General features: G+C 39.0%; 22 protein-coding genes. 15 read left to right on the forward strand and 7 right to left on the reverse strand.

The annotated features are described in order from the left end of the window. Positions 1 to 65 precede the first annotated feature (65 nt). The gene (gene suhB, locus RI845_RS04760) at positions 66 to 869 is read right to left on the reverse strand and encodes an inositol-1-monophosphatase (protein WP_348388602.1); all 804 of its coding nucleotides are present in this window, start codon (positions 867 to 869) and stop codon (positions 66 to 68) included. Between the two features lie 359 nt (positions 870 to 1,228). On the opposite strand from suhB, the gene trmJ reads away from it, so the two are divergent. The 14 genes from trmJ to ribBA all read left to right on the forward strand — a co-directional run bounded on the left by trmJ (position 1,229) and on the right by ribBA (position 13,414). Next, complete coding sequence (gene trmJ / locus RI845_RS04765; RefSeq protein ID WP_348388603.1) at positions 1,229 to 1,999, forward strand: tRNA (cytosine(32)/uridine(32)-2'-O)-methyltransferase TrmJ; 771 nt, start codon at positions 1,229 to 1,231, stop codon at positions 1,997 to 1,999. Positions 2,000 to 2,057: 58 nt separating this feature from the next. Then, positions 2,058 to 2,864: a serine O-acetyltransferase gene (gene cysE / locus RI845_RS04770; protein WP_348388604.1), complete on the forward strand. Its 807-nt coding sequence runs from the start codon at positions 2,058 to 2,060 to the stop codon at positions 2,862 to 2,864. A 173-nt stretch (positions 2,865 to 3,037) separates the two neighbouring features. After that, positions 3,038 to 3,544 carry a Fe-S cluster assembly transcriptional regulator IscR gene (iscR, locus tag RI845_RS04775; RefSeq protein ID WP_348388605.1) on the forward strand — a complete coding sequence of 169 codons (507 nt, stop codon included), beginning with the start codon at positions 3,038 to 3,040 and terminating at the stop codon, positions 3,542 to 3,544. Between the two features lie 32 nt (positions 3,545 to 3,576). Next, complete coding sequence (locus RI845_RS04780) at positions 3,577 to 4,791, forward strand: IscS subfamily cysteine desulfurase (protein WP_348388606.1); 1,215 nt, start codon at positions 3,577 to 3,579, stop codon at positions 4,789 to 4,791. A 44-nt stretch (positions 4,792 to 4,835) separates the two neighbouring features. Further along, positions 4,836 to 5,216 carry a Fe-S cluster assembly scaffold IscU gene (iscU, locus tag RI845_RS04785; protein ID WP_348388607.1) on the forward strand — a complete coding sequence of 127 codons (381 nt, stop codon included), beginning with the start codon at positions 4,836 to 4,838 and terminating at the stop codon, positions 5,214 to 5,216. Between the two features lie 9 nt (positions 5,217 to 5,225). Then, on the forward strand, positions 5,226 to 5,549 hold the full coding sequence (gene iscA / locus RI845_RS04790) for an iron-sulfur cluster assembly protein IscA (protein WP_348388608.1): 324 nt from the start codon (positions 5,226 to 5,228) through the stop codon (positions 5,547 to 5,549). Between the two features lie 24 nt (positions 5,550 to 5,573). Beyond that, positions 5,574 to 6,098, forward strand: coding sequence for a co-chaperone HscB (hscB, locus tag RI845_RS04795; protein WP_348388609.1), 525 nt, complete (start codon positions 5,574 to 5,576; stop codon positions 6,096 to 6,098). Positions 6,099 to 6,130: 32 nt separating this feature from the next. Then, positions 6,131 to 7,996, forward strand: coding sequence for a Fe-S protein assembly chaperone HscA (gene hscA / locus RI845_RS04800; protein WP_348388610.1), 1,866 nt, complete (start codon positions 6,131 to 6,133; stop codon positions 7,994 to 7,996). Between the two features lie 2 nt (positions 7,997 to 7,998). Then, positions 7,999 to 8,337, forward strand: a complete 339-nt coding sequence (fdx, locus tag RI845_RS04805) for an ISC system 2Fe-2S type ferredoxin (RefSeq protein WP_348388611.1) — start codon at positions 7,999 to 8,001, stop codon at positions 8,335 to 8,337. A 244-nt stretch (positions 8,338 to 8,581) separates the two neighbouring features. Then, positions 8,582 to 9,838 carry a serine hydroxymethyltransferase gene (gene glyA / locus RI845_RS04810; RefSeq protein ID WP_348388612.1) on the forward strand — a complete coding sequence of 419 codons (1,257 nt, stop codon included), beginning with the start codon at positions 8,582 to 8,584 and terminating at the stop codon, positions 9,836 to 9,838. Positions 9,839 to 9,976: 138 nt separating this feature from the next. Then, a complete protein-coding gene (gene nrdR, locus RI845_RS04815; RefSeq protein ID WP_348388613.1) occupies positions 9,977 to 10,432 on the forward strand; it encodes a transcriptional regulator NrdR in 456 nt (151 codons plus the stop codon). A 12-nt stretch (positions 10,433 to 10,444) separates the two neighbouring features. After that, on the forward strand, positions 10,445 to 11,593 hold the full coding sequence (ribD, locus tag RI845_RS04820) for a bifunctional diaminohydroxyphosphoribosylaminopyrimidine deaminase/5-amino-6-(5-phosphoribosylamino)uracil reductase RibD (RefSeq protein WP_348388614.1): 1,149 nt from the start codon (positions 10,445 to 10,447) through the stop codon (positions 11,591 to 11,593). A gap of 36 nt (positions 11,594 to 11,629) precedes the next feature. Continuing rightward, on the forward strand, positions 11,630 to 12,298 hold the full coding sequence (locus tag RI845_RS04825; RefSeq protein WP_348388615.1) for a riboflavin synthase: 669 nt from the start codon (positions 11,630 to 11,632) through the stop codon (positions 12,296 to 12,298). A gap of 6 nt (positions 12,299 to 12,304) precedes the next feature. Then, complete coding sequence (gene ribBA, locus RI845_RS04830; RefSeq protein ID WP_348388616.1) at positions 12,305 to 13,414, forward strand: bifunctional 3,4-dihydroxy-2-butanone-4-phosphate synthase/GTP cyclohydrolase II; 1,110 nt, start codon at positions 12,305 to 12,307, stop codon at positions 13,412 to 13,414. Between the two features lie 134 nt (positions 13,415 to 13,548). On the opposite strand, the gene RI845_RS04835 is transcribed toward ribBA, so the two are convergent. Continuing rightward, positions 13,549 to 14,484, reverse strand: coding sequence for a DUF808 domain-containing protein (locus RI845_RS04835; protein ID WP_348389503.1), 936 nt, complete (start codon positions 14,482 to 14,484; stop codon positions 13,549 to 13,551). A gap of 415 nt (positions 14,485 to 14,899) precedes the next feature. On the opposite strand from RI845_RS04835, the gene RI845_RS04840 reads away from it, so the two are divergent. Continuing rightward, the gene (locus tag RI845_RS04840) at positions 14,900 to 15,535 is read left to right on the forward strand and encodes a transglycosylase SLT domain-containing protein (RefSeq protein ID WP_348388617.1); all 636 of its coding nucleotides are present in this window, start codon (positions 14,900 to 14,902) and stop codon (positions 15,533 to 15,535) included. A gap of 82 nt (positions 15,536 to 15,617) precedes the next feature. Here RI845_RS04840 and RI845_RS04845 read toward each other — a convergent pair whose 3' ends face one another. The 5 genes from RI845_RS04845 to RI845_RS04865 all read right to left on the reverse strand — a co-directional run bounded on the left by RI845_RS04845 (position 15,618) and on the right by RI845_RS04865 (position 21,892). Beyond that, complete coding sequence (locus RI845_RS04845) at positions 15,618 to 16,655, reverse strand: serine hydrolase domain-containing protein (protein WP_348388618.1); 1,038 nt, start codon at positions 16,653 to 16,655, stop codon at positions 15,618 to 15,620. A gap of 117 nt (positions 16,656 to 16,772) precedes the next feature. Continuing rightward, positions 16,773 to 18,377 carry a GMC family oxidoreductase gene (locus RI845_RS04850; protein ID WP_348388619.1) on the reverse strand — a complete coding sequence of 535 codons (1,605 nt, stop codon included), beginning with the start codon at positions 18,375 to 18,377 and terminating at the stop codon, positions 16,773 to 16,775. 178 nt (positions 18,378 to 18,555) lie between these two features. Beyond that, positions 18,556 to 19,833: an HlyC/CorC family transporter gene (locus tag RI845_RS04855; RefSeq protein WP_348388620.1), complete on the reverse strand. Its 1,278-nt coding sequence runs from the start codon at positions 19,831 to 19,833 to the stop codon at positions 18,556 to 18,558. 78 nt (positions 19,834 to 19,911) lie between these two features. Further along, on the reverse strand, positions 19,912 to 20,712 hold the full coding sequence (locus RI845_RS04860; RefSeq protein ID WP_348388621.1) for a cytochrome C assembly family protein: 801 nt from the start codon (positions 20,710 to 20,712) through the stop codon (positions 19,912 to 19,914). Positions 20,713 to 20,812: 100 nt separating this feature from the next. Then, positions 20,813 to 21,892: an SO_0444 family Cu/Zn efflux transporter gene (locus RI845_RS04865; protein WP_348388622.1), complete on the reverse strand. Its 1,080-nt coding sequence runs from the start codon at positions 21,890 to 21,892 to the stop codon at positions 20,813 to 20,815. Positions 21,893 to 22,094: the final 202 nt, after the last annotated feature.

Below are 22,094 nucleotides of genomic sequence, written 5' to 3' on the forward strand. Positions count from 1 at the left end.
CTTGGCCAAAAAAAAAGGCTAAACTCTAAGAGTTTAGCCCTTTTCAAAAATATGTAGTTAAGAAACTAAAGTTTCATCGCCGGCGTTAAGTGCGGACGAATGTCCGTTAAAATTTCTTTTAATAAACGTGGGCTAGCGGCAACAATATTGCCGTTTTGTGAGTGATTATGGCCACCGACAAAATCTGTTACTAAACCACCAGCTTCAATAACCAGTAGTTCACCTGCAGAAGTATTCCAAGGCTTAAGGCCAAGTTCAAATAAACCGTCCATTCGACCAGCTGCTATATAAGCTAAATCTAATGATGGACAACCGGCACTGCGAATATCTGCAGCTTTACTAAATAATGCCTGGTACATGCCAAAGTATGCGTCACTGCTTGCTTTTTGTTTGTACGGAAGAGCAGTTGCTAAAATAGTACCTGCTAATTCTTTATGAGCTTTAATTCGAATTCGTGAACTGTTTAGCTGTGCGCCTTTACCACGGCTTGCTGTGAATAATTCACCACGGATTGGATCATAAATAACAGCTTGGTCTAATTTCCCTTTAACTTTCAGGGCAATAGAAACAGAAAAGTGAGGAATGCCTTTAACAAAATTAGCGGTACCATCGATAGGATCGATGATCCATTGGTAGTCAGAATCTTTGCCTGGCAAAACACCACATTCTTCACCTACGATAGAATGTTCAGGATACGATTTTCGTAACGTATCAATAATAATTTGTTCTGCTTCCAGATCGAAATTTGTAACAAAATCAAATTTACCTTTTGCTTCAACAACAACTTTATCAGTATTTTCGAAAGCACGAGCAACAACAGAACCAGCGGCACGCGCAGCGCGTATCGCGATATTAAGCATCGGATGCATAATGACTACCCTAATTTTAAAAAGAACAATTTAAACCGTTACTCCCGACAGGAGCAACAAAACGGCGCGCAGTATACCAAAAGACAACAACAAAAGCGAACCAAAGCTAAAATTGTATTATTAAGAATTATTTATAGTTCAAAAATGTACGATTGCCAGTTAAACCTTAGATAAAAACTAGCTTACAGCAGGTTAACTCAATATAAACAAAATATATTTCTAATAAATAAATGAACTAAGCCAATTAGATAAATTGATCTTTTTTGTAAAGAATTCATGCTATTTTATGCTACATATTCTCTACACTTTCGCCTTACATGTGTTAAAATCGCGGAAAATTGAACATCAAAGAAAAACACATGTTAGATAACGTACGTATAGTTTTAGTAAATACTTCTGATTGTCGCAATATGGGCTCTGCCGCCCGTGCAATGAAAACCATGGGCCTTAAAAATTTGGTCTTGGTCGATCCAAAAGAAATGCCAAATGGGCAAGCGCAAGCTTTGGCAGCTGGCGCTACAGATGTACTTGCCAACGCTAAGGTCGTTGCAACAATGAAAGAAGCCATTGAAGATTGTGGTCTTGTCGTTGGTACCAGTGCTCGATCACGTACATTGCCTTGGCCAATGCTTGATCCAAGAAGTTGCGGCAAACAAATGTCAGAAGAGGGAAAAGAGTACCCAGTGGCGTTAGTTTTTGGTCGAGAGAGCAGTGGCTTAACTAATGATGAATTGCAATTGTGTCACTATCATGTCGCTATTCCTGCCAATCCTGAATACAGCTCTTTAAATTTGGCAATGGCAGTACAAACGTTAAGCTATGAAATAAGAATGAACTTCTTAGAGGCAGAGCAAGCACAGTTTGAAAAACAAGAAGTATCATCAGACTCTGCTGACGCTGAACTACAAGATGGTGAAAGTAAATATCAGCTAGTTGAAGAAACTGAGCGATTTTATGATCACTTTGAAAGTGCGATGCAAAAAACAGGGTTTATACAAGCAAAACATCCGGGCATTATCATGACAAAAGTTCGCCGTTTGTTTAACCGTGCTCGTCCAGATGGCAAAGAACTAAAAATGCTTCGTGGCATATTGGCCTCGATTGACAAATCCGTAAAAAATAAAGATTAATTAATGATGGTATATCGTTAATTACATTACGATAAACCAAACGATTAATAGGAATTACATGTTAAGCCGAATTCGAGAAGATATTAAAAGTGTGTTTGACCGCGATCCTGCGGCTAGAACCACATTTGAAGTATTAACCAATTACCCTGGGCTTCATGCCATTTGGGGCCACTGTATCTCGAACTGGTTATGGCAACGCAAACTTAAGTGGTTAGCACGCACGGTTTCTACGATATTTCGATGGTTAACTGGAGTCGAAATTCATCCCGGCGCAACTATTGGTCGCCGTTTCTTTATTGACCACGGTATGGGGATTGTTATTGGTGAAACTGCTGAAATAGGCAATGACTGTACTGTTTATCATGGTGTAACTTTGGGCGGTACCAGTTGGAATGCAGGTAAACGACACCCTACGTTAGAGAATAATGTAGTAATTGGCGCAGGTGCCAAAGTACTTGGGCCTCTGAATGTTGGTGCCAATGCACGTATAGGCTCTAACGCTGTAGTAGTAAAAGATGTACCAGAAGGTGCAACTGTTATAGGTATTCCAGGGCGTATTGTCAGCAATTCAAAAGATCCCAAAGAGAGTGAGCGTAGTAAGCTTGCCAGTAAATATGGTTTTGATGCATATGCGGTAGCAAGCGATAACCCAGATCCTGTTGCTAAAGCAATTGGTAGAGTATTAGATCATGTACAGTTGATGGACTCAAAATTGCAGGAAGTGACAAAAGCCGTTAACGAAGTTGGTGGTAAAGTATGCGAAGAAGAGTTACCACCATTACACGTTAGTGAATTTGTCGAAGATGAAAAAGCAGCTGCAGAGCGACGCAAATCTGAAAAAGAATCCTTTGATCCTACAATTTAATCTTGCCGTTTCACTAATACCCGAGTAAAATAGTCAAGTATATAGTTGACTATTATACAAGGTTAAGTAAAATGCGCCTGTATTACCAATGAGTCAACGTGGTATAGCTACCAAAATAAAACAATTATAAGTACCCAAAAGTACAATTTGGTATATAAATTTAAGGTGAAACAATGAAATTAACTTCCAAAGGGCGTTACGCAGTAACTGCAATGCTTGATGTCGCTATTCACGCCGAATCAGGGCCTGTACCTTTGGCTGACATATCTGAGCGACAGGGTATTTCATTGTCGTATCTAGAACAGTTGTTTTCACGGTTACGTAAGCATGGATTAGTGAGCAGTGTACGTGGACCGGGCGGTGGTTACCGTTTGGGGCGTTGCTCAGCAACAATTGCCGTAAGTGATGTAATCAATGCCGTAGACGAAAGCGTTGATGCGACAAAATGTGCTGGCCAAGGTAATTGCCAAGCTGGACACAAATGTTTAACCCATGATTTATGGAACGACTTAAGTAACCGAATCGCGGACTTTTTAAGTAGCATTACCTTGAGTGAACTTGTTAACCAAGGTGATGTACAACGAGTATCAGAGCGTCAAGATGCAGTTTATGCAGCAAACAGTAGCGAAAAGCCTGTAGGCACTTTGATTTCAACACGAAATATTATTGGCGAGTGGTAATTAAACCACCGTTTATTGAGAGAGAAAAATTCATGAAGTTACCTATTTATCTTGATTATTCTGCAACAACACCAGCTGATAAGCGTGTTGCAGAAAAGATGATGCAATACATGACTACCGATGGCTTTTTTGGCAACCCGGCGTCACGTTCACATAAATTCGGCTGGCAAGCAGAAGAAGCTGTTGATATTGCTCGTAATCAAATTGCTGACTTAATTAATGCAGATCCTCGTGAAATTGTATTCACATCAGGTGCTACTGAATCAGATAACCTTGCCATTAAAGGTGCTGCTCATTTTTATAACAAGCGCGGTAAGCACGTAATTACCAGTAAAACTGAACATAAAGCAGTTTTAGATACTTGTCGTGAATTAGAGCGCCAAGGCTATGAAGTAACTTATTTAGATCCAGAAGCAAATGGGTTAATTGATTTAAATAAACTAGCAGATGCAATGCGTGAAGATACTGTATTAGTAAGTATTATGCATGTGAATAATGAAATTGGTGTTATTCAAGACATTAATGAAATTGGTGAGCTTTGTCGTTCACGTAAAATTATTTTCCATGTAGATGCTGCACAATCTGTTGGTAAAATACCAGTTGATATGCAGGCAACTAAAGTAGATTTAATGTCTATTTCAGCTCATAAAATGTATGGCCCGAAAGGAATTGGCGCTTTATACGTTCGTCGTAAGCCGCGTATTCGTTTAGAAGCACAAATGCACGGTGGTGGTCATGAACGCGGTATGCGCAGTGGCACACTTGCTACTCACCAAATCGTTGGTTTTGGTGAAGCTTGTCGAATTGCCAAAGAAGAGATGGCACAAGATTTAGCTCATGTTACTGCAATGCGTAACCGTTTATGGGAAGGCGTTAAAGACATGGAGCAAGTATTTATTAACGGTGATTCAGATAAACGCTATCAAGGTAACTTGAATATCAGTTTTAACTTCGTGGAAGGTGAATCATTGATAATGGCATTAAAAGACTTGGCTGTTTCTTCAGGCTCAGCATGTACTTCAGCAAGTTTAGAACCTTCATATGTACTACGTGCATTAGGTTTAAATGATGAAATGGCACACAGTTCAATTCGTTTCAGCTTCGGTCGTTTTACTACCAATGAAGAAATTGACTACGCAATTGATCTTATTCAAAAATCAATAAACCACTTACGTGAGATGTCACCACTTTGGGAAATGTTCCAAGATGGTATCGATTTAGACACAGTAGAGTGGGCAGGTCACTAGTTGCATAGGGCAACTGGTGAAATTACAGAATTTAGGGGCAAATTATGGCTTATAGCGAAAAAGTAATCGATCATTATGAAAACCCACGCAACGTAGGTTCGTTTGATAAAAATGATCCTCAAATCGCAACCGGTATGGTAGGCGCACCAGCGTGTGGTGATGTAATGAAACTACAACTTAAAATTGATGATCAAGGTATCATTGAAGATGCAAAGTTTAAAACTTACGGTTGTGGCTCAGCCATTGCGTCTAGCTCATTAGTTACTGAGTGGGTAAAAGGCAAGTCTATTGATGAAGCTAGCGAAATCAAAAATACCGCAATTGCTGAAGAGCTAGCGTTACCGCCAGTAAAAATCCATTGTTCTATTTTAGCTGAAGATGCTATTAAAGCAGCAATTGAAGATTACAAAGCAAAACAAGGCTAGGTAAAGAATATGGCAATTTCAATGACTCCAGCGGCTACTGAACGTGTTCGCTCGTTTTTACAAAACCGTGGTAAAGGCTTAGGTTTGCGCTTAGGTGTTAAAACTACGGGTTGTTCAGGTTTAGCCTATGTGTTGGAATTTGTTGATGAGCTCAATGTCGACGATGAAGTATTTAACATTGATGATGTAAATATTATTGTTGACGGCAAAAGCTTAGTGCATATTGACGGCACACAACTAGATTTTGTTAAAGAAGGCTTAAACGAAGGCTTCAAATTTACCAACCCTAACGCTAAAGGCGAGTGTGGTTGTGGCGAAAGCTTTAACGTATAACTAATCTAACTAGCGGGCAACACCTTGAACTACTACCAATTATTTGGCCTAGACGCTAAATTTAACCTCGACTTAACCGAGCTGTCTGCTACTTATCAAGCGTTACAAAAAACGGTCCACCCGGATCGTTTTGCTCACGCTTCTTCGCAAGAACAACTATTAGCAGTGCAAAAGTCAGCTGAAATTAACGATGCTTTTCAAACGTTGAAACAGCCGATTTTGCGCGCTGAGTATCTGCTAAAATTACGCGGTACAGAACTTCCTTTAGAGCAAGAGTCTTTTGGTAACGTAAGCTTTTTAATGGAGCAAATGGAGCTTAGAGAAATGCTTGGTGATATCGCTGGTGCCAGCGATATTGATGCTGCCATTTTTTCAGCGCAAGAAACTTTAGACGTACAAGCCCAACATTTATGGCAACAAGTTGAACGCTTATTAGCAACGAATAACCAAGCGGATAACGTAAGTGCAAGCGAGCTGACACGCAAGTTAAAGTTCTATCAAAAATTACAAATTGAGCTAGATCGTATTGAAGACGATCTACTTGACTAAGTTAAAAATTTAATCACAAAAGATATATAAACATGGCTCTATTACAAATTGCTGAACCTGGACAAAGTACAGTTCCACACGAACACCGATTAGCGGCAGGTATCGATTTAGGTACCACCAATTCATTAGTGGCAAGTGTGAAAAGTGGTTTGGCAGAAACGTTAACTGATTCACAAGGTAATGATATTTTACCTTCTATTGTTAGCTATCAAAGTAATGCCGTTTTAGTTGGCGACGCAGCTAAAGCACACTCCATTAGCGATCCTGAAAACACCATCGTATCAGTAAAGCGCTTAATGGGCAGATCGCTCTCAGACATTAATGCTAAATACCCAGCCTTGCCATACCAGTTTTGTGGTGAAGACTCTCATCCATCGTTAAATACTCGCAAGGGTCCAAAGAACCCAGTGCAAGTGTCGGCTGAAATCTTATCTAACTTGGTCGATCGAGCTAAACAATCATTAGGCGGCGACTTAGAAGGTGTAGTGATCACTGTTCCCGCATATTTTGATGACGCACAACGTCAAAGCACGAAAGATGCAGCGACCATCGCTGGTGTGAATGTTTTACGTTTATTGAACGAACCAACAGCAGCAGCTGTTGCGTATGGTTTAGACAGCGGTCAAGAAGGTGTTATTGCCGTTTTTGATTTAGGCGGTGGCACGTTTGATATTTCTGTATTGCGTTTAGCTAAAGGGGTGTTTGAAGTACTCGCTACTGGCGGTGATTCTGCTTTAGGTGGAGATGATTTTGATCTGGTTTTAGTTGAACACATTCTCGAGCAAGCAAACTTGCAACGTCCGTTATCAAGTTCAATGGAGCGCCAAGTGTTACAACAGGCGTGTACTGTAAAAGAGCAACTTACCGATGCTGAATCGGCAATGGTTAATTTGACCCTAGAGTCTGGAGAGGAGTTTTCTTGTCAGTTAACACGAGAAACCTTTAATCAATTAATTAAACCGCTGGTTGCAAAAACATTACGAGCGTGTCGACGTTCATTAAAAGATGCTGATGTTAATATCAGTGATGTTAATGAAGTCATCATGGTTGGCGGTTCTACTCGCGTACCACTCGTTCGCTCTGAAGTAGGCAGCTACTTTCAAAAAACGCCATTAACTTCAATTGACCCGGACAAAGTAGTTGCCATTGGCGCTGCGATTCAGGCTGATGTTTTAGCGGGTAACAAACCAGACAGTGACATGCTGTTACTTGACGTAATTCCTTTATCGCTTGGTTTAGAAACTATGGGCGGTTTGGTTGAAAAAGTTATTTCTCGTAATACAACAATCCCCGTTGCTAAAGCACAAGAATTTACCACCTTTAAAGATGGTCAAACAGCGATGGCTATTCATGTGTTACAAGGCGAACGTGAATTAGTTGAAGATTGCCGCTCATTAGCTCGATTCGAATTAAGAGGTATTCCAGCGATGACCGCTGGTGCTGCACATATTCGGGTAACATTCAAAGTTGATGCGGACGGATTATTGAGTGTTAGCGCCATGGAAAAATCTACAGGTGTTGAATCTTCCATTGAAGTGAAACCTTCATTTGGTCTTGACGAAAACGACATTATTACCATGTTAAAAGATTCAATGAGTAATGCTAAAGAAGATATGGATGCACGCATGCTGAAAGAACAGCAAGTAGAAGCTGCCCGTGTATTCGAAAGTGTTACAGCTGCCATCAGTGAAGATGGTGAACGATTACTAACAGAGCAAGAACTTGCTGAAATAAATTCTGCACTTTCTAATTTACTTACAATCAGTCAAACGTCCAGCATTGCGGCAATAGAAGTTGCTATAGCAGCGGTTGACAAAGTTACAGCGACTTTTGCTGAGCGTCGTATGGATTCTTCGATTCGTACGGCTTTAGCTGGTCATTCGGTAGACGAGGTTTAATCATGCCACAAATTATCTTTCTTCCAAACGAAGAATTATGCCCAGAAGGTTTAGTTGTAGAAGCTGAAACCGGTGAAACAGTGTTAGATGTTGCACTTAAAAATAACATTGGTGTTGAGCATGCCTGTGAAAAAGTATGTGCGTGTACAACATGTCATATGGTCATTAGAGAAGGCTTTGATTCACTGGATGAAAGTGATGAACTTGAAGATGACATGCTTGATAAAGCTTGGGGCTTAGAGCCGGAGTCACGCTTGGGTTGCCAAGCCATCATCAGCGATGAAGACTTGGTTGTGGAAATTCCAAAATACACAGTTAATATGGTCAGTGAAAATCATTAACAACTGATATTTAGAAAGGGCCTGATGGCCCTTTTTTAGTTTAAGGAATAAGGAATGCAAACTTCTATTTTTAGATTTACGTTTGTAAACAGCCCGCGAAAATTCATTAAACAATATCTTATATAGAAATTGTTTGTAACAAGCTGCAAAATTAATATACAACAGCTCACTGTTAAGGCAGAATACTGCCATTAAAAATTCAAACTAGTACCGCTAGTTCATAAATGTTGACTGAGGAAAACCAATGCTTAAACGTGATATGAATATTGCTGATTTTGATCCTGAATTATATCAAGCAATGACCAATGAAGTTGAACGCCAAGAACACCACATCGAATTAATTGCATCTGAAAACTACTGTAGCTCTCGCGTTCTTGAAGCTCAAGGTTCTCAATTGACCAATAAATATGCTGAAGGTTATCCTGGTAAGCGTTACTACGGTGGTTGTGAATACGTTGATATTGCAGAGCAATTAGCAATAGACCGTGCTAAAGAGTTATTTGGTGCCACTTATGCAAACGTACAACCACACGCTGGTTCTCAGGCAAATGCTGCGGTATTCCAAGCACTTGTTAAGCCAGGCGGAAAAGTATTAGGTATGAGTTTGGCTCATGGTGGCCATTTAACTCATGGTTCTCATGTAAACTTTTCTGGTAAATCTTACGAAGCATTCCAATATGGTCTTAACCCAGAAACGGGCGACATAGATTACGAAGAACTTGAGCGTTTAGCGTTTGAGCACAAACCTGAAATGATCATTGGTGGTTTTTCTGCATTCTCTGGTGTTGTTGATTGGGCAAGAATGCGTGAAATTGCTGATAAAGTAGACGCTTACTTTATGGTTGATATGGCTCACGTTGCAGGTCTTATTGCAGCTGGCTTATATCCTAACCCAGTTCCACATGCACACGTTGTAACGACTACCACTCATAAAACGTTAGCGGGTCCTCGTGGTGGTTTAATTATTTCTGGCTGTAATGACGAAGCTATCGAGAAAAAACTAAATTCTGCGGTTTTCCCAGGCGGTCAAGGTGGTCCATTAATGCATATTATCGCTGCAAAAGCGGTAGCCTTTAAAGAAGCACTACAACCAGAATTTAAAGAGTACCAACAAAAAGTTTTAGATAATGCTAAAACTATGGTGGCGGTATTACAAGAACGTGGTTATAAAGTTGTATCTAACGGTACAGAAAACCACTTATTATTGTTAGATCTAATCGATAAAGACATTACCGGTAAAGATGCTGATGCTGCACTTGGTCGAGCTTTTATCACAGTAAACAAAAACTCGGTTCCAAATGACCCACGTTCTCCATTTGTTACTTCAGGTCTTCGCTTAGGTACTCCAGCCATTTCTCGTCGTGGTTTTGGTACAGCTGAAACTACACTATTGACCGGTTGGATTTGTGATATTTTAGATGACTTATCTAATGAAGATACAATTTCTACTGTTCGTGAAAATGTGATCGAGCTTTGTTCTCGTTTCCCTGTTTACGCATAAATTCATTGTTTAGTTTTTATTGTGGATAGGTTTCGCAATATTAAATAAATTAGATTAAAATAGCCGCTTATAGCGGCTATTTTTTTTTGCTTGCCATTGTTTATTAAAACTATAATAAAAACAAATAGTAGGAATTTTATGTATTGTCCATTTTGTGCAGCAACAGATACTAAAGTAATTGACTCAAGATTAGTTTCTGACGGTCATCAAGTAAGACGTCGTCGGGAATGTTTAGATTGCAAAGAACGTTATACTACATTCGAATCAGCTGAGCTTGTTATGCCAAGGATCATCAAACGTGACGGTTCAAGAGAGCCTTTCAATGAAGATAAGTTGCGAAATGGTTTATTAAGAGCTCTTGAGAAACGCCCGGTAAGTACCGAAAATACCGAATTAGCTATTAACAAATTAAAGTCACAACTCAGAGCAACGGGTGAACGAGAAGTTTCAAGTGAAATGCTTGGTAATCTTATTATGGATGTACTAAAAGGTCTTGATAAAGTTGCGTATGTTCGCTTTGCTTCGGTATACCGTTCTTTTGAAGATATCCGCGAATTCGGTGAAGAAATTGCTCGTTTAGGCGATGACGAATAGGATCAATATTTTATGCATACGTCACACACAGCTAAACTCGACAGCCAAAGATTAAATGAACAGTATATGCAAAGGGCGATTGCTCTGGCTAAAAGAGGCGAATTCACAACATCGCCTAATCCTGTTGTCGGCTGTGTTTTAGTTAAAAATGGTGACGTTGTCGGTGAAGGTTGGCATCAAAAAGCAGGCGAAGGCCACGCAGAGGTTAATGCATTACAACAAGCTGGTGAACAGGCAAAAGGTGCTACTGCTTATGTTACGTTAGAGCCATGCAGCCACTTTGGTCGAACACCGCCGTGTGCGAAAGGGTTAATTGCTGCAGGTATTAAGCATGTGGTAATTGGCATGGTAGATCCTAATCCATTAGTTTCTGGTCGCGGTATTAAAATGCTAGAAGAAGCAGGCATAACGACAGAGGTTGCCGTTTTAGAAAGTGCGGCAAATATGTTGAACCCCGGTTTTATTAAACGAATGAAAACCGGTAAGCCATTTGTACGGTGCAAAATGGCGGCAAGCCTTGATGGCAAAACAGCTATGGCCAATGGTGAAAGTAAATGGATAACCGGAAGCGACGCTCGCCAGGATGTACAGCGTTATAGAGCTAAAAGCTGTGCGATTATAAGCGGTGCAGATACCGTCATGATTGATGATGCCAAATTAAATGTGCGTTATAACGAATTGGGTTTTATAGCAAATGACCTAAAAGAAGATGATATTAGGCAACCTGTTCGAGTTATAATTGACAGTCAAAATCGCCTGACACCATCTTTGGCTTTGTTCAATCAACAATCTCCGGTAATTTTAGTTCGTACAACGGTTGAAAATGAGCACCAATGGCCGCATTTTGTAAAACAGATACAAGTTAACGAACGCTTAGGTAAAGCAGACTTAACTGATTTGATCACTAAACTTGCAGAGCTTGGACTAAATACTTTATGGCTAGAAAGCGGCGCACGTTTAGCCGGAGCTTTTATAAGGCAAAATTTGGTTGATGAACTGATACTCTATCAAGCACCTAAATTAATGGGTGAGAACACTCGTGGCTTGTTTGATATTGAGCAATTAACAAGTTTAAAAGACGCGATATCATTAGATATCAAAGATATACGTATGATAGGCGCTGATATTAAAATTACAGCGACTGTGAATAAACAAATTTAACATATTAAGCAGCAATGCTTATTTGAAGGCACATTAATGTTTACCGGAATTGTAGAAGCAATTGGTCAAGTAAAAGCGATAAATTTAAACGCGAACGGTGCACGAGTTGTTATCGCCATTGGTAACTTAGATTTAGCCGATGTAAAGCTTGGCGATTCGATTGCCACCAACGGTATCTGTTTAACCGTTGTCGATTTTGATGGTGCAAGTTACAGCGCTGATGTTTCGAGTGAAACGTTAACCCGTACCGGTTTTGCCAATTATAGTACTGGCACGAAAGTTAACCTTGAAAAGGCTATGCTTCCTACCACTCGTTTTGGCGGTCATATGGTTAGTGGCCATGTTGATGGTATTGGCAAGTTACTGTCGATAAAGCAGGTAGGTAATTCAATTGAATATTGGATTGAACTCAGCGACTCATTAAAGCAGTATGTGGCCGAAAAAGGCTCAATTACCGTCGATGGTGTAAGCTTAACGGTTAACTCGGTTGAAGATAACCGCTTTCGGTTAACAATTGTTCCACATACCACAGAACAAACTATTATTAGTACATACCAAGTTGGGCAAAAGGTGAATCTAGAAGTAGATTTAATTGCCCGCTATATTGAACGATTATTATTTTGCCAAGAGCAAGATAGTACAGCACAGATAAGCTCTGGCATAAGCAAAGAACTGCTATTGCGTAGCGGTTTTATAAAAGGTTAATAAACAATGAAATTAAATACACCACAAGAAATTATCAACGATATCGCGCTTGGTAAAATGGTTATCTTGATGGATGATGAAGATCGTGAAAATGAAGGTGATTTCATCATGGCGGCTGAAAAAGTTACGCCTGATGCAATTAACTTTATGGCCACACATGGTCGTGGCTTAATTTGTATGCCGATGTCACGCGAAAAATGTGAAACGTTAAAATTACCTCTGATGGTGGATAAAAACGACGCACAATTTACGACTAACTTTACTGTATCTATTGAAGCTGCTCGTGGTGTTACTACTGGTATTTCAGCAGCTGATCGTGCAACGACTGTATTAGCAGCGTGTGATAAAGATGCAGACCACCGCTCAATTGTACAACCAGGTCATATATTTCCATTAATTGCTAAAGATGGCGGAGTACTTAACCGTGCGGGTCATACTGAAGCTGGTGTTGATTTAGCTCGTATGGCAGGTTGTGAACCAGCTGCAGTTATTGTTGAAATTTTAAATGAAGACGGCACTATGGCGCGACGTCCTGATTTAGAGTTAATTGCTGAAAAACACGATGTTAAAATGGGTACCATTGCCGATTTAATCGAATATCGAAATGCAACTGAAACTACCATTACTCGTGTAAGCGAGTGTAAATTGCCAACTCAATTTGGTGAATTTGATCTAGTTTCATTTACCGATACCATCGATGGTCAAACGCACTTTGCTCTTACTAAAGGTGAGATAAAGCCTGATCAACCGACTTTGGTTCGTGTACATTTGGAAAATACCTTCCGTGATTTACTGTTTTCTACACGAGATAGCAAAAACAACTGGCCAATTGGTAATGCCTTAGAAAAAATTGGCAAAGAGGGTGGGGTGCTAGTCTTGCTTGGTAAGCATGAATCGCCGCAACACCTTATTCAACAAGTTGAAAAATATGCTAAGCAAGATCAAGGCATTGAAGTTGATGAAGTGACTAAACACGTTGGTTCTCGAAATGTTGGTGTCGGTTCACAAATTTTAGCGAATTTAGGTGTTCATAAAATGCGCCTCTTAAGCTCACAAACTAAATACCACTCATTATCTGGTTTTGGTTTAGAGATTGTTGAATACATATCTGAGTAAGTTTAAGAAACGAGAGACGAGAAACGAAGAGCAATAAACACTCCTTTTCCTTAACTCGTTTCAGGAGCTACTATTGAAAAAGCCAGAATATGGGATGACCAATTCTGGCTTTTTACTTCGTAGACTTTTAACTTTTAAGATTTTATCTTTTGATATGCACTATAGATTAGGTTAAATATCATTAGCGCAACAGCACCGGCAATTATGCCAACAACGCCATTGAAAACAGGAGCGCTAAACCAGACGACTATGTCAGAGGTGATACTTTGTTCTATCGTTTCTAATAAATGGTGTAAATATGGCAAGCCATGAACAATAATACCGCCACCCACTAGAAACATTGCCGCTGTACCTACAATCGCTAACGTTTTCATTAGTTTTGGTGCAAAACTTAATAAGCCTCTACCGATCAGTTGCTTGCATTTACCCCAAGATGTTTGAACCGGTTGTTTTAGTAAATGCAGACCCAAATCATCAAGTTTAACGATACCTGCAACTAAGCCATAAACGCCTACGGTCATAAGTAGAGCAATTAAAGAAACAACACTTGTCTGTTCTAGGATGCTTTTGTTTTGCACTGTTCCCAAAGCAATAACGATTATCTCGGCTGACAAAATAAAGTCGGTTTTTATAGCCCCTTTAATTTTCTCTTTTTCAAACTCCAACATATCCACTTCTGGGTTTGATAACGCTTCTAGATCGCGCTGATGCTCAGCCTCTTTTTCTTCTTTACTGGTGAATAAAGAATGAGCTATTTTTTCAACACCTTCAAAACAAAGGTACAAGCCGCCAATCATTAATAATGGTGTGATTAACCATGGAATAAATGCGCTGATCAATAGAGCAGAGGGAACGAGGATCAATTTATTAATAAATGAGCCTTTCGCCACAGCCCATACCACAGGTATTTCTCTGTCTGCTTTTACCCCTTGCACTTGCTGCGCATTTAAAGCTAAGTCATCGCCTAATACCCCTGCAGTTTTTTTAGCGGCCACCTTTGTCATTAATGCAACGTCATCTAGAGCGACTGCAATTTTATCAATCAATGTTATTAAGCTGGTGCCTGCCATGGTATTACCTTTATTATTATTCAAAACTCTACTAGCTAAAGTATTTTGTTAACTCTGCAGTGAATATAGCGCATTTACCAAAAAAAAAGCACATAACTAATGTTATGTGCTAAAAAAAACTAAGGAGAAATATAACTACATAATGTATGAGCATGTAAAAATAAAAAAGTTCATAAATGTCTAAAAAAAACTAAAAAAACTTTTATTTTCTGGCAGAATAGGGTTTGTGACCTTTACAGTTTTGTTTTGCAGTTGAGTCGTTGTTATTTGTACACAGCAATTCATGTGATATGTAGTTATTCTACTCGAACATAAATTAACGCAGCTGAAATGATAAGTAATCACTGCACTTTGGGGTCATCTATACTTGAAAAAAACAAGACACCCTATATAAAACAGCATCTTCTGAGTCGTTATGAATAAAAAAAATGCGCTGACAATAATAAAACCGCTAATAGTTATAGTCACTATGTTACAACTTAGTGGTTGTACTACTCCTCCGCCGGAAAACCCTGAGAATATTTGCGAGATCTTTAGAGAGCATCATAGTTGGTATGAAGGCGCTAAAGACATGAACGAGCGTTGGGGTGTGCCTATCCATGTACCTATGAGCATGATGTATCAAGAAAGCTCATTTAGAGCCGATGCTTTGCCGCCAAGAGACTATCTGTTCGGTTTTATACCTTGGGGCCGAGTAAGTAGTGCCTATGGTTTCTCACAGGCTAAAACATTGACCTGGGATGATTACATTCGTGAATCAGATAATAGTGGCGCCGATCGTGATGACTTTGACGATGCGATTGATTTTATGGGTTGGTTTATTTCAAAAACTCAAAAAATAAATGGTATTTCAAAGTGGGACACGTACAGCCAGTATTTAAATTATCACGAAGGCTGGGGCGGTTTTAAACGCAAAACCTACAATCAAAAGGCTTGGTTAGTTAAAGTAGCGCGTAAAGTTGACTCAAGAGCTAAAACATACGGTGGTCAATTAAAAAGTTGTCAAGATGAGCTCGACAGCAGTTGGTTATGGCGATTAATGTTTTACTAAGTATTGGCAATAAATTATGAAAGGGTAGCGAAAGCTACCCTTTAACGTTGAGTCTGTACGTTACTTGTCTTAACAGCGTTTGTTACTGACGAAGTAAATTCAAAATTTGTTCGTATGATGTGCTCGCTATATCTTCAGAGTTATCACCGGTTGTATTGATAAATTGAATTACTACAGCGTCAATTTTATTATCGTACCTCGCTATGCTCTGATAGCCAGGTAACCAACCAGAGTGCCCAAACCAATAAACAGAAGAATAAATGTCTTTTTCAGCAGGCGTTAATAGCGTTCCTGTATTTAATGCTCGAATGAACGTGGCAATATCTTTAACTGTTGAGATCATAGAGCCTCCAGGAATAGCATAATCTTGCTCTGACCTATCTATATTTCCCCAATAGCCTTTTACCAAAAGAGATTGGTCTACGTCAGTAAGCTCTGCATAGGTATCATACATTTCCAATGGTACAAGAATTTGTTCACGTACATATTCCTGATGATGATAGCCAAGCAAACGGTCTAAGATTTTACCGAGTAATAAATAATTAGTATTAGAATATTCATATTTACTGTCAGGTGTGAAATCAGCCGGTTTATCGAATGCATATAATAATGTTTTATCAATATCTGTATGGGCATTTTGCCAATCGAACCCTGATTGACTATCAAAATCAGCAATACCACTGCGGTGCTGCAACATATGAGCAATAGTAATGGTATTTGAATTTGCGATTCTTCCTGCTATTTCAGGCAACCAATAGGCTAAGGTGTCATTTAACGATAATTGTCCTTCCGCTATTAATTTAGTTGTGCTTACCGCAATAAATAACTTACTAATACTGGCAATTTTAAATAGAGAGTTTTCATTTGCTGGTAGCATGTTTACTTTATCTTGCAGGCCGGCGACATAACTTTGATTAAGCTTATCTGTTTGATCAATATAAACAAATATACCATCAACACCTTTATCTACTGCATTTTCTAAAATTTCTTCGATGCTTGTTGGCAATATTGTACCGTCAGGGTCAGTATCGATATTTTTTGAACTACTGCTTCCACCACAACTAGTCAGTAATAACATCGATAAAGTGAATAGTACTTTTGCCGTGTTTTTAATCGTCATGAAAGAATTTACTCATAGTTAGATTGGTACAATGTAGCACGAAATTATGCGCTTATATTAACTGTTTTGCAGCACTTATATATCCGAAAGACAACGGTGACGTCTTAACTCTTGATATTAATTATCGCCCAAAATCATATCTGCGGCCTTTGCACCAATCATAATACACGGGGCATTGGTGTTAGCACTAACAATGGTCGGCATGATAGAGGCATCTGCAACTCTTAACTTTGAAATTCCATGCACCTGTAAACGATTATTAACCACGGCCATGTCATCATTGCCCATTTTGCAGCTACCTACGGGATGATAGATATTATTCGATTTTGCTTTTAAAAATTCAATAATCTGCGCATCGGTTTGCACAGCTTCGCCTGGAGATATCTCACCTTTATTATTAGCTGCAAGCGGTTGTGTTGTCATCAGCTCTCGGGTCAAGCGTACCGCTTTTACCATGTCATTTATATCGTCATCATGGCTGAGTAAATTGCCATTAATTAACGGTGAGCTGTTGATGTCATTATCTTTTAAGGATATGCAGCCTCTGCTTTTAGGACGAAGTAAACAAACATGCATTGACAACCCTTGCTCAAAAAACATTTTAATATTTCGGCCATGATCATCCATCGCACCAGCGATTAATTGCCACTGAATATCTGGTCTGGCATTTGGATCACCGTTTAATGCTGTAAAGCCACCAGTTTCAACCAAACTTGAAGTTAGGGTACCTGTTTTGTGTTTATAAAACCGTAAGCACTGTTTAGCTAAATTAATAAAAGGCTTAGGTTGGAAACTGATCAAGTTTTCTCGTTTATGACGATTAACGATAATTGCATCTACGTGATCTTGCAGGTTTTTTCCGACTCCTTTTAAGTCATGTTTTACTTGAACGTTTAAAGGTTCAAGTTCGTCTTTATTACCTATGCCACTTAACATTAGCAACTGCGGACTATGAATTGCCCCGGCAGATAAAATAACTTCTTTATTGGCTGTTAGGGTAAGTACGCTGTTTGGATGTTGGTATTGCACGCCATAGGCTACTTTATCTTTAATTAATACTTTAGATACTTTGCTATGGGTTAACACCGTTAAATTTTTACGAGTTTTTGCCGGTGTTAAAAATGCTTTTGCAGCGCTAAAACGCAGGCCGTCTTTTTGGGTAACTTGATAATAGCCAACGCCGCCTTGTTTGGCTCCATTAAAGTCAGGATTAAAGGAGTAGCCGGCGTTTATGCCTGCTTGAATGAAGTCAGCTCCTATTGGGTGTGAAGAGCGTGAGTCGGCCACATTCAAACCGCCTGTTTTACCGTGGTATTTGTCTACTATACGTTCTTGCGATTCAGTATTAATAAAGTAGGGCAGTACATCATCATAACCCCAACCATGATTACCTAGCGCTTGCCATTCATCATAATCTTCACGTTGGCCACGGGTATATAGCATTGCATTTATTGCACTACTACCACCTAATCCCTTACCTCTGGGATTATAAATGGTACGGTTATTTTGTTGCTCCTGTTTCGTCGATTCCAAACAGTAATTAAACTTCTTTAAACGCATCAAGGCTGCGGTGCCAATGGGAATGTTTACCAAAGGATTATTATTAGTGCCTCCCGGCTCTATCAAGCACACAGTATATTGGCCACATTCACTAAGTCGATTGGCTAAAACACAACCAGACGAGCCGCCACCTACGATAATAAAATCAAACGAATCAGACATATAAAAGTTAAATTATAAATTAGGTAATCCAATCTAATCTATACAGGTTAAATTTACAAGGGAAGGTCATACCAGTTTTGGTCAGCTAAATAGGTGTTCTTTTTGAAGTATAAAAAAAGCTGCATTTGCAGCTTTCTTGAATTAACTTAGAATTGCCACGGACGGCATTAATACAAAATTATTCAAATCGAACTTGATAATGAGCAGGCATGATTCTTACTGATTTGATCATGTTGTCATTTACATCAATTATTTCCATTGGATAACCAGCAATTCGCATACTGATGTTTGGCTCTGGAATTTCTTCAAAATATTCAAGTATTAAACCGTTCAATGTTTTCGGGCCATCAATTGGCAGAGTCCAATTCATCTCTTTGTTGATGTCTCTAACGTTTGCAGTACCATCAACCAGGAAACTACCATCTGGCTGAGCGTTCACTTCATCACTTGGTGCTGGTTCCATTGTGGTGGTGAAGTCACCAACAATTTCTTCTAAAATATCCTCCAGCGTCACTAAGCCCTGAATATCGCCATACTCGTCAACAACTAGACCTAAACGTTCTTTTGCGTGCTGAAACTTCAACAGTTGCACATTAAGTGGAGTACCCTCAGGAATAAAGTACATTTCTCTCACGGAACGCAACAAGGTTGCTTTGCTAAATTGGTTTTTAGATAGCATTTTAACCGCGTCACGCATATGTACGTAACCGACAACATCATCGATACTGTCACGGTATAATATTACCCGCGTATGATTGGCATGAGTTAATTGCTTTTGGATATCTTTCCAATGGTCATTGATATCAATGCCCTGAATCTCACTGCGCGGGATCATGATATCTTCAACCGTTACTTTTTCTAAATCGAGAATGCTTACCAACATATCTTGATCGCGAGCTGGCAACAACGCACTTGATTCATTCACAACGGTCCGCAGTTCTTCAGAGCTTAAGCTGTGCTCTTCTCTCTGCTCTGGGCTAATACGAAGTAACACTAATATGCCATTGGTGATCCAGTTAAGTGCCACCACAAATGGGAACATTACTTTTAGTAATAGTTTTAATATTATTGAACTAGGGAAGGCAACTTTTTCAGGGTACAAGGCCGCTAAGGTTTTAGGCGTAACTTCTGCAAAGATAAGGATCACTAACGTTAAAATAATGGTGGCATATAAAACCCCAACATCACCAAACAAACGTATACCAATAATGGTCGCTATTGCCGATGCCGCGATATTTACTAAGTTGTTACCAATTAAAATTAAGCCGATTAATCTATCAGGTCTGGCTAATAGTGTACTGACTCGTTTTGCACCTTTGTGTTTTTTTTGCTCTAAATGGCGCAGGCGATAGCGATTAATCGACATCATGCCTGTTTCTGAGCTAGAAAAATAAGCGGAGAGTAAAACGAGTAAACCGAGTATGCTAAAAAGCATACTTGTAGATATGTTGTCCAAAAATGGGGCCCTATGTTGCCAAAATGATGTGAAGTAATATTTTAAACATCACTTCACAATATACTTATACCTTAACTTCTAAGATAAGAGAAACTCTTTTACAAATCTGCTACCAAAGTACGATAACGTTAACAATGATGTTGCCACTACAGACAGTACTAATACTTTATTGCCACGCCAGCCCATTTTGTAATGACCACGCATAATGATCAGATAAATTGCTAAAGCAAATAACGACAAAAGTGTCTTATGTAATGATTCTGGCGCAAAAAAACTTTCGATAAATACCAGGCCAACGGCTTGTGACAGGATTAAGCAGATTATACCGGCAAACATGATCGAGAATAATTGTCCTTCAACTTGCATTAAAGGTGGTAAGTGATTAACCGCGCTAATTTTTTTAGATTTTAATTTGTAGTTTATATAGCTTACCTGGAAAGCATATAACGTCGCGATTACTAAAATACCATAAGATAATAACGCTAACGTTATATGAATCACTAACGGGATTTTAGTTGGATCAATTACTAAGTGGTGATCTTCAGGAACAAAAAACAACACTGTATGTAAAATGGCTGAAAATGCATATACCACTGGCAAAATTAAATTCGCTTTAAAGCGAATCGAAATTAATGTAACTGAAAAAGAAATAATGAATGCGACTAAAGCAATGACATTAACTAAGCTGAAATCTACATCGTTATGAAAGAAAATATTTTTTGATAATAATAAGCTGTGACCAACAACAGCCATACAACCAAGCGTTAAGTATACTTTCGGGTTAGGGCCTGTCGTGTCAAATAATTTTGATGAAACAGCTAAAGCGGCAGCCACATATAATGTGATAACGGCAATGGTGAGAAAACTGACTAAATCCACCGTTTACTCCTGTAAGAGGGTTATTATTTTATATTTAATATAAAAACTATATTTATTATCTAGTTGAGATAATAAACAATACCAATATCTATAGCTAATATTATTTAATGAATAAGCGGCGAAATGGTTTAATTGCCATACTCACTAATAATATTGTACAGCTTAATGCAAACCAATTAGGTAACATTTCGTGACTATGGCTCATTTGCTCAATGATACTAACGTTAAAAGCACCTAATGCAATATCTAAACAATAGCCAAAGCTAATTGCTGAAATAGATATCCCCATTAAATAACGAACCAGTACACTGGAACCCATTTCTTTTTTGATCACGCCTAAGGTAGATATATTTGTTGCTGGGCCTGCCATCATAAATACCAATGCGGTTCCTGGAGAAATACCAGCCAAAATAAAGCCCGCAGCGATAGGGGTAGATGCTGTAGCACAAATATACATTGGAATAGAAATGGCGATCATTATCAACATAGCAATTAAACCACTACCGTAGCTTAATAAAAACTCTGGTGGTAAAAAAGTACGAACTAAAGTTGCAAACACCAAACCGATAAACAACCAGATAACTAAATCATCAATTAACTGGGTAAAACCATATTTAATCCCTTGCATCGATTTTGTCAGCATTGAATCAGATTTTGGGGCGGTTTTAGAGGCGCAACAACTTGTCGCTGCTTCCTCTTTGTGCTGGTGCTCTTCGGTATTGTTATCGCTTGCACAACAAGATTTAACCTCTCCAGTTGCCACAGTCTCTTGTTCTTTACTGGTATTTACCAGAAAGCCTGTAAATATAGCCGACAAAATCGCAGCAAATGGACGGTATATCGCCATTATTGGGCCAAGCAATGCATAGGAAACTGATACTGAATCAACCCCAGTTTCTGGCGTGGCGACTAAAAAGGCCGACGTAGCGGGAGATGATGCACCCGAGCGCTTAAGCTGTGTTGCTACAGGAATTACACCACATGAACAAAGGGGAAGAGGGGCACCAATAAATGCCGCTTTTACTATGGCAAGCTTGCCATGACCTAAATGCTTGCTCAAAATTTGCGTAGGAACAAAAGACTTCATTAAACCGGCAATGATTAAACCTAGCAATAACCATGGGCTAGCTTCGTTGGTTAAGTCTAATAAATTACTCGCTAATTGGCTGACAATATCCATAAATTACTTCTGTATGGTTGAAAATGATATTTTTATTACTATTAATAGTTAAGAATTAATACTAAGTTGATTGTACCCTAGTTTTTTGAAAAATTAACGCTTTTAACCGTACAACGCTAAGGTTTGTTGATTTTATGCTTTCGCTTATTATTCGTGCGGGTATAATAGCTAACATTATATCGATATTTCACTATTTAAAGTA

The organism is Thalassotalea nanhaiensis (genome assembly GCF_031583575.1).
Lineage (GTDB): Bacteria > Pseudomonadota > Gammaproteobacteria > Enterobacterales > Alteromonadaceae > Thalassotalea_A > Thalassotalea_A nanhaiensis.

Bases quoted from the DNA above. Each gene is read 5' to 3' on its own strand.
- iscU (WP_348388607.1), top strand. From the start codon at position 4,836: ATGGCTTATAGCGAAAAAGTAATCGATCATTATGAAAACCCACGCAAC.
- fdx (WP_348388611.1), top strand. From the start codon at position 7,999: ATGCCACAAATTATCTTTCTTCCAAACGAAGAATTATGCCCAGAAGGT.
- RI845_RS04780 (WP_348388606.1), top strand. From the start codon at position 3,577: ATGAAGTTACCTATTTATCTTGATTATTCTGCAACAACACCAGCTGAT.
- trmJ (WP_348388603.1), top strand. From the start codon at position 1,229: ATGTTAGATAACGTACGTATAGTTTTAGTAAATACTTCTGATTGTCGC.
- hscA (WP_348388610.1), top strand. From the start codon at position 6,131: ATGGCTCTATTACAAATTGCTGAACCTGGACAAAGTACAGTTCCACAC.
- RI845_RS04835 (WP_348389503.1), bottom strand. From the start codon at position 14,484: ATGGCAGGCACCAGCTTAATAACATTGATTGATAAAATTGCAGTCGCT.
- RI845_RS04845 (WP_348388618.1), bottom strand. From the start codon at position 16,655: ATGACGATTAAAAACACGGCAAAAGTACTATTCACTTTATCGATGTTA.
- iscR (WP_348388605.1), top strand. From the start codon at position 3,038: ATGAAATTAACTTCCAAAGGGCGTTACGCAGTAACTGCAATGCTTGAT.
- RI845_RS04825 (WP_348388615.1), top strand. From the start codon at position 11,630: ATGTTTACCGGAATTGTAGAAGCAATTGGTCAAGTAAAAGCGATAAAT.
- ribD (WP_348388614.1), top strand. From the start codon at position 10,445: ATGCATACGTCACACACAGCTAAACTCGACAGCCAAAGATTAAATGAA.
- cysE (WP_348388604.1), top strand. From the start codon at position 2,058: ATGTTAAGCCGAATTCGAGAAGATATTAAAAGTGTGTTTGACCGCGAT.
- RI845_RS04865 (WP_348388622.1), bottom strand. From the start codon at position 21,892: ATGGATATTGTCAGCCAATTAGCGAGTAATTTATTAGACTTAACCAAC.
- nrdR (WP_348388613.1), top strand. From the start codon at position 9,977: ATGTATTGTCCATTTTGTGCAGCAACAGATACTAAAGTAATTGACTCA.
- iscA (WP_348388608.1), top strand. From the start codon at position 5,226: ATGGCAATTTCAATGACTCCAGCGGCTACTGAACGTGTTCGCTCGTTT.
- RI845_RS04840 (WP_348388617.1), top strand. From the start codon at position 14,900: ATGAATAAAAAAAATGCGCTGACAATAATAAAACCGCTAATAGTTATA.
- suhB (WP_348388602.1), bottom strand. From the start codon at position 869: ATGCATCCGATGCTTAATATCGCGATACGCGCTGCGCGTGCCGCTGGT.
- glyA (WP_348388612.1), top strand. From the start codon at position 8,582: ATGCTTAAACGTGATATGAATATTGCTGATTTTGATCCTGAATTATAT.
- RI845_RS04850 (WP_348388619.1), bottom strand. From the start codon at position 18,377: ATGTCTGATTCGTTTGATTTTATTATCGTAGGTGGCGGCTCGTCTGGT.
- ribBA (WP_348388616.1), top strand. From the start codon at position 12,305: ATGAAATTAAATACACCACAAGAAATTATCAACGATATCGCGCTTGGT.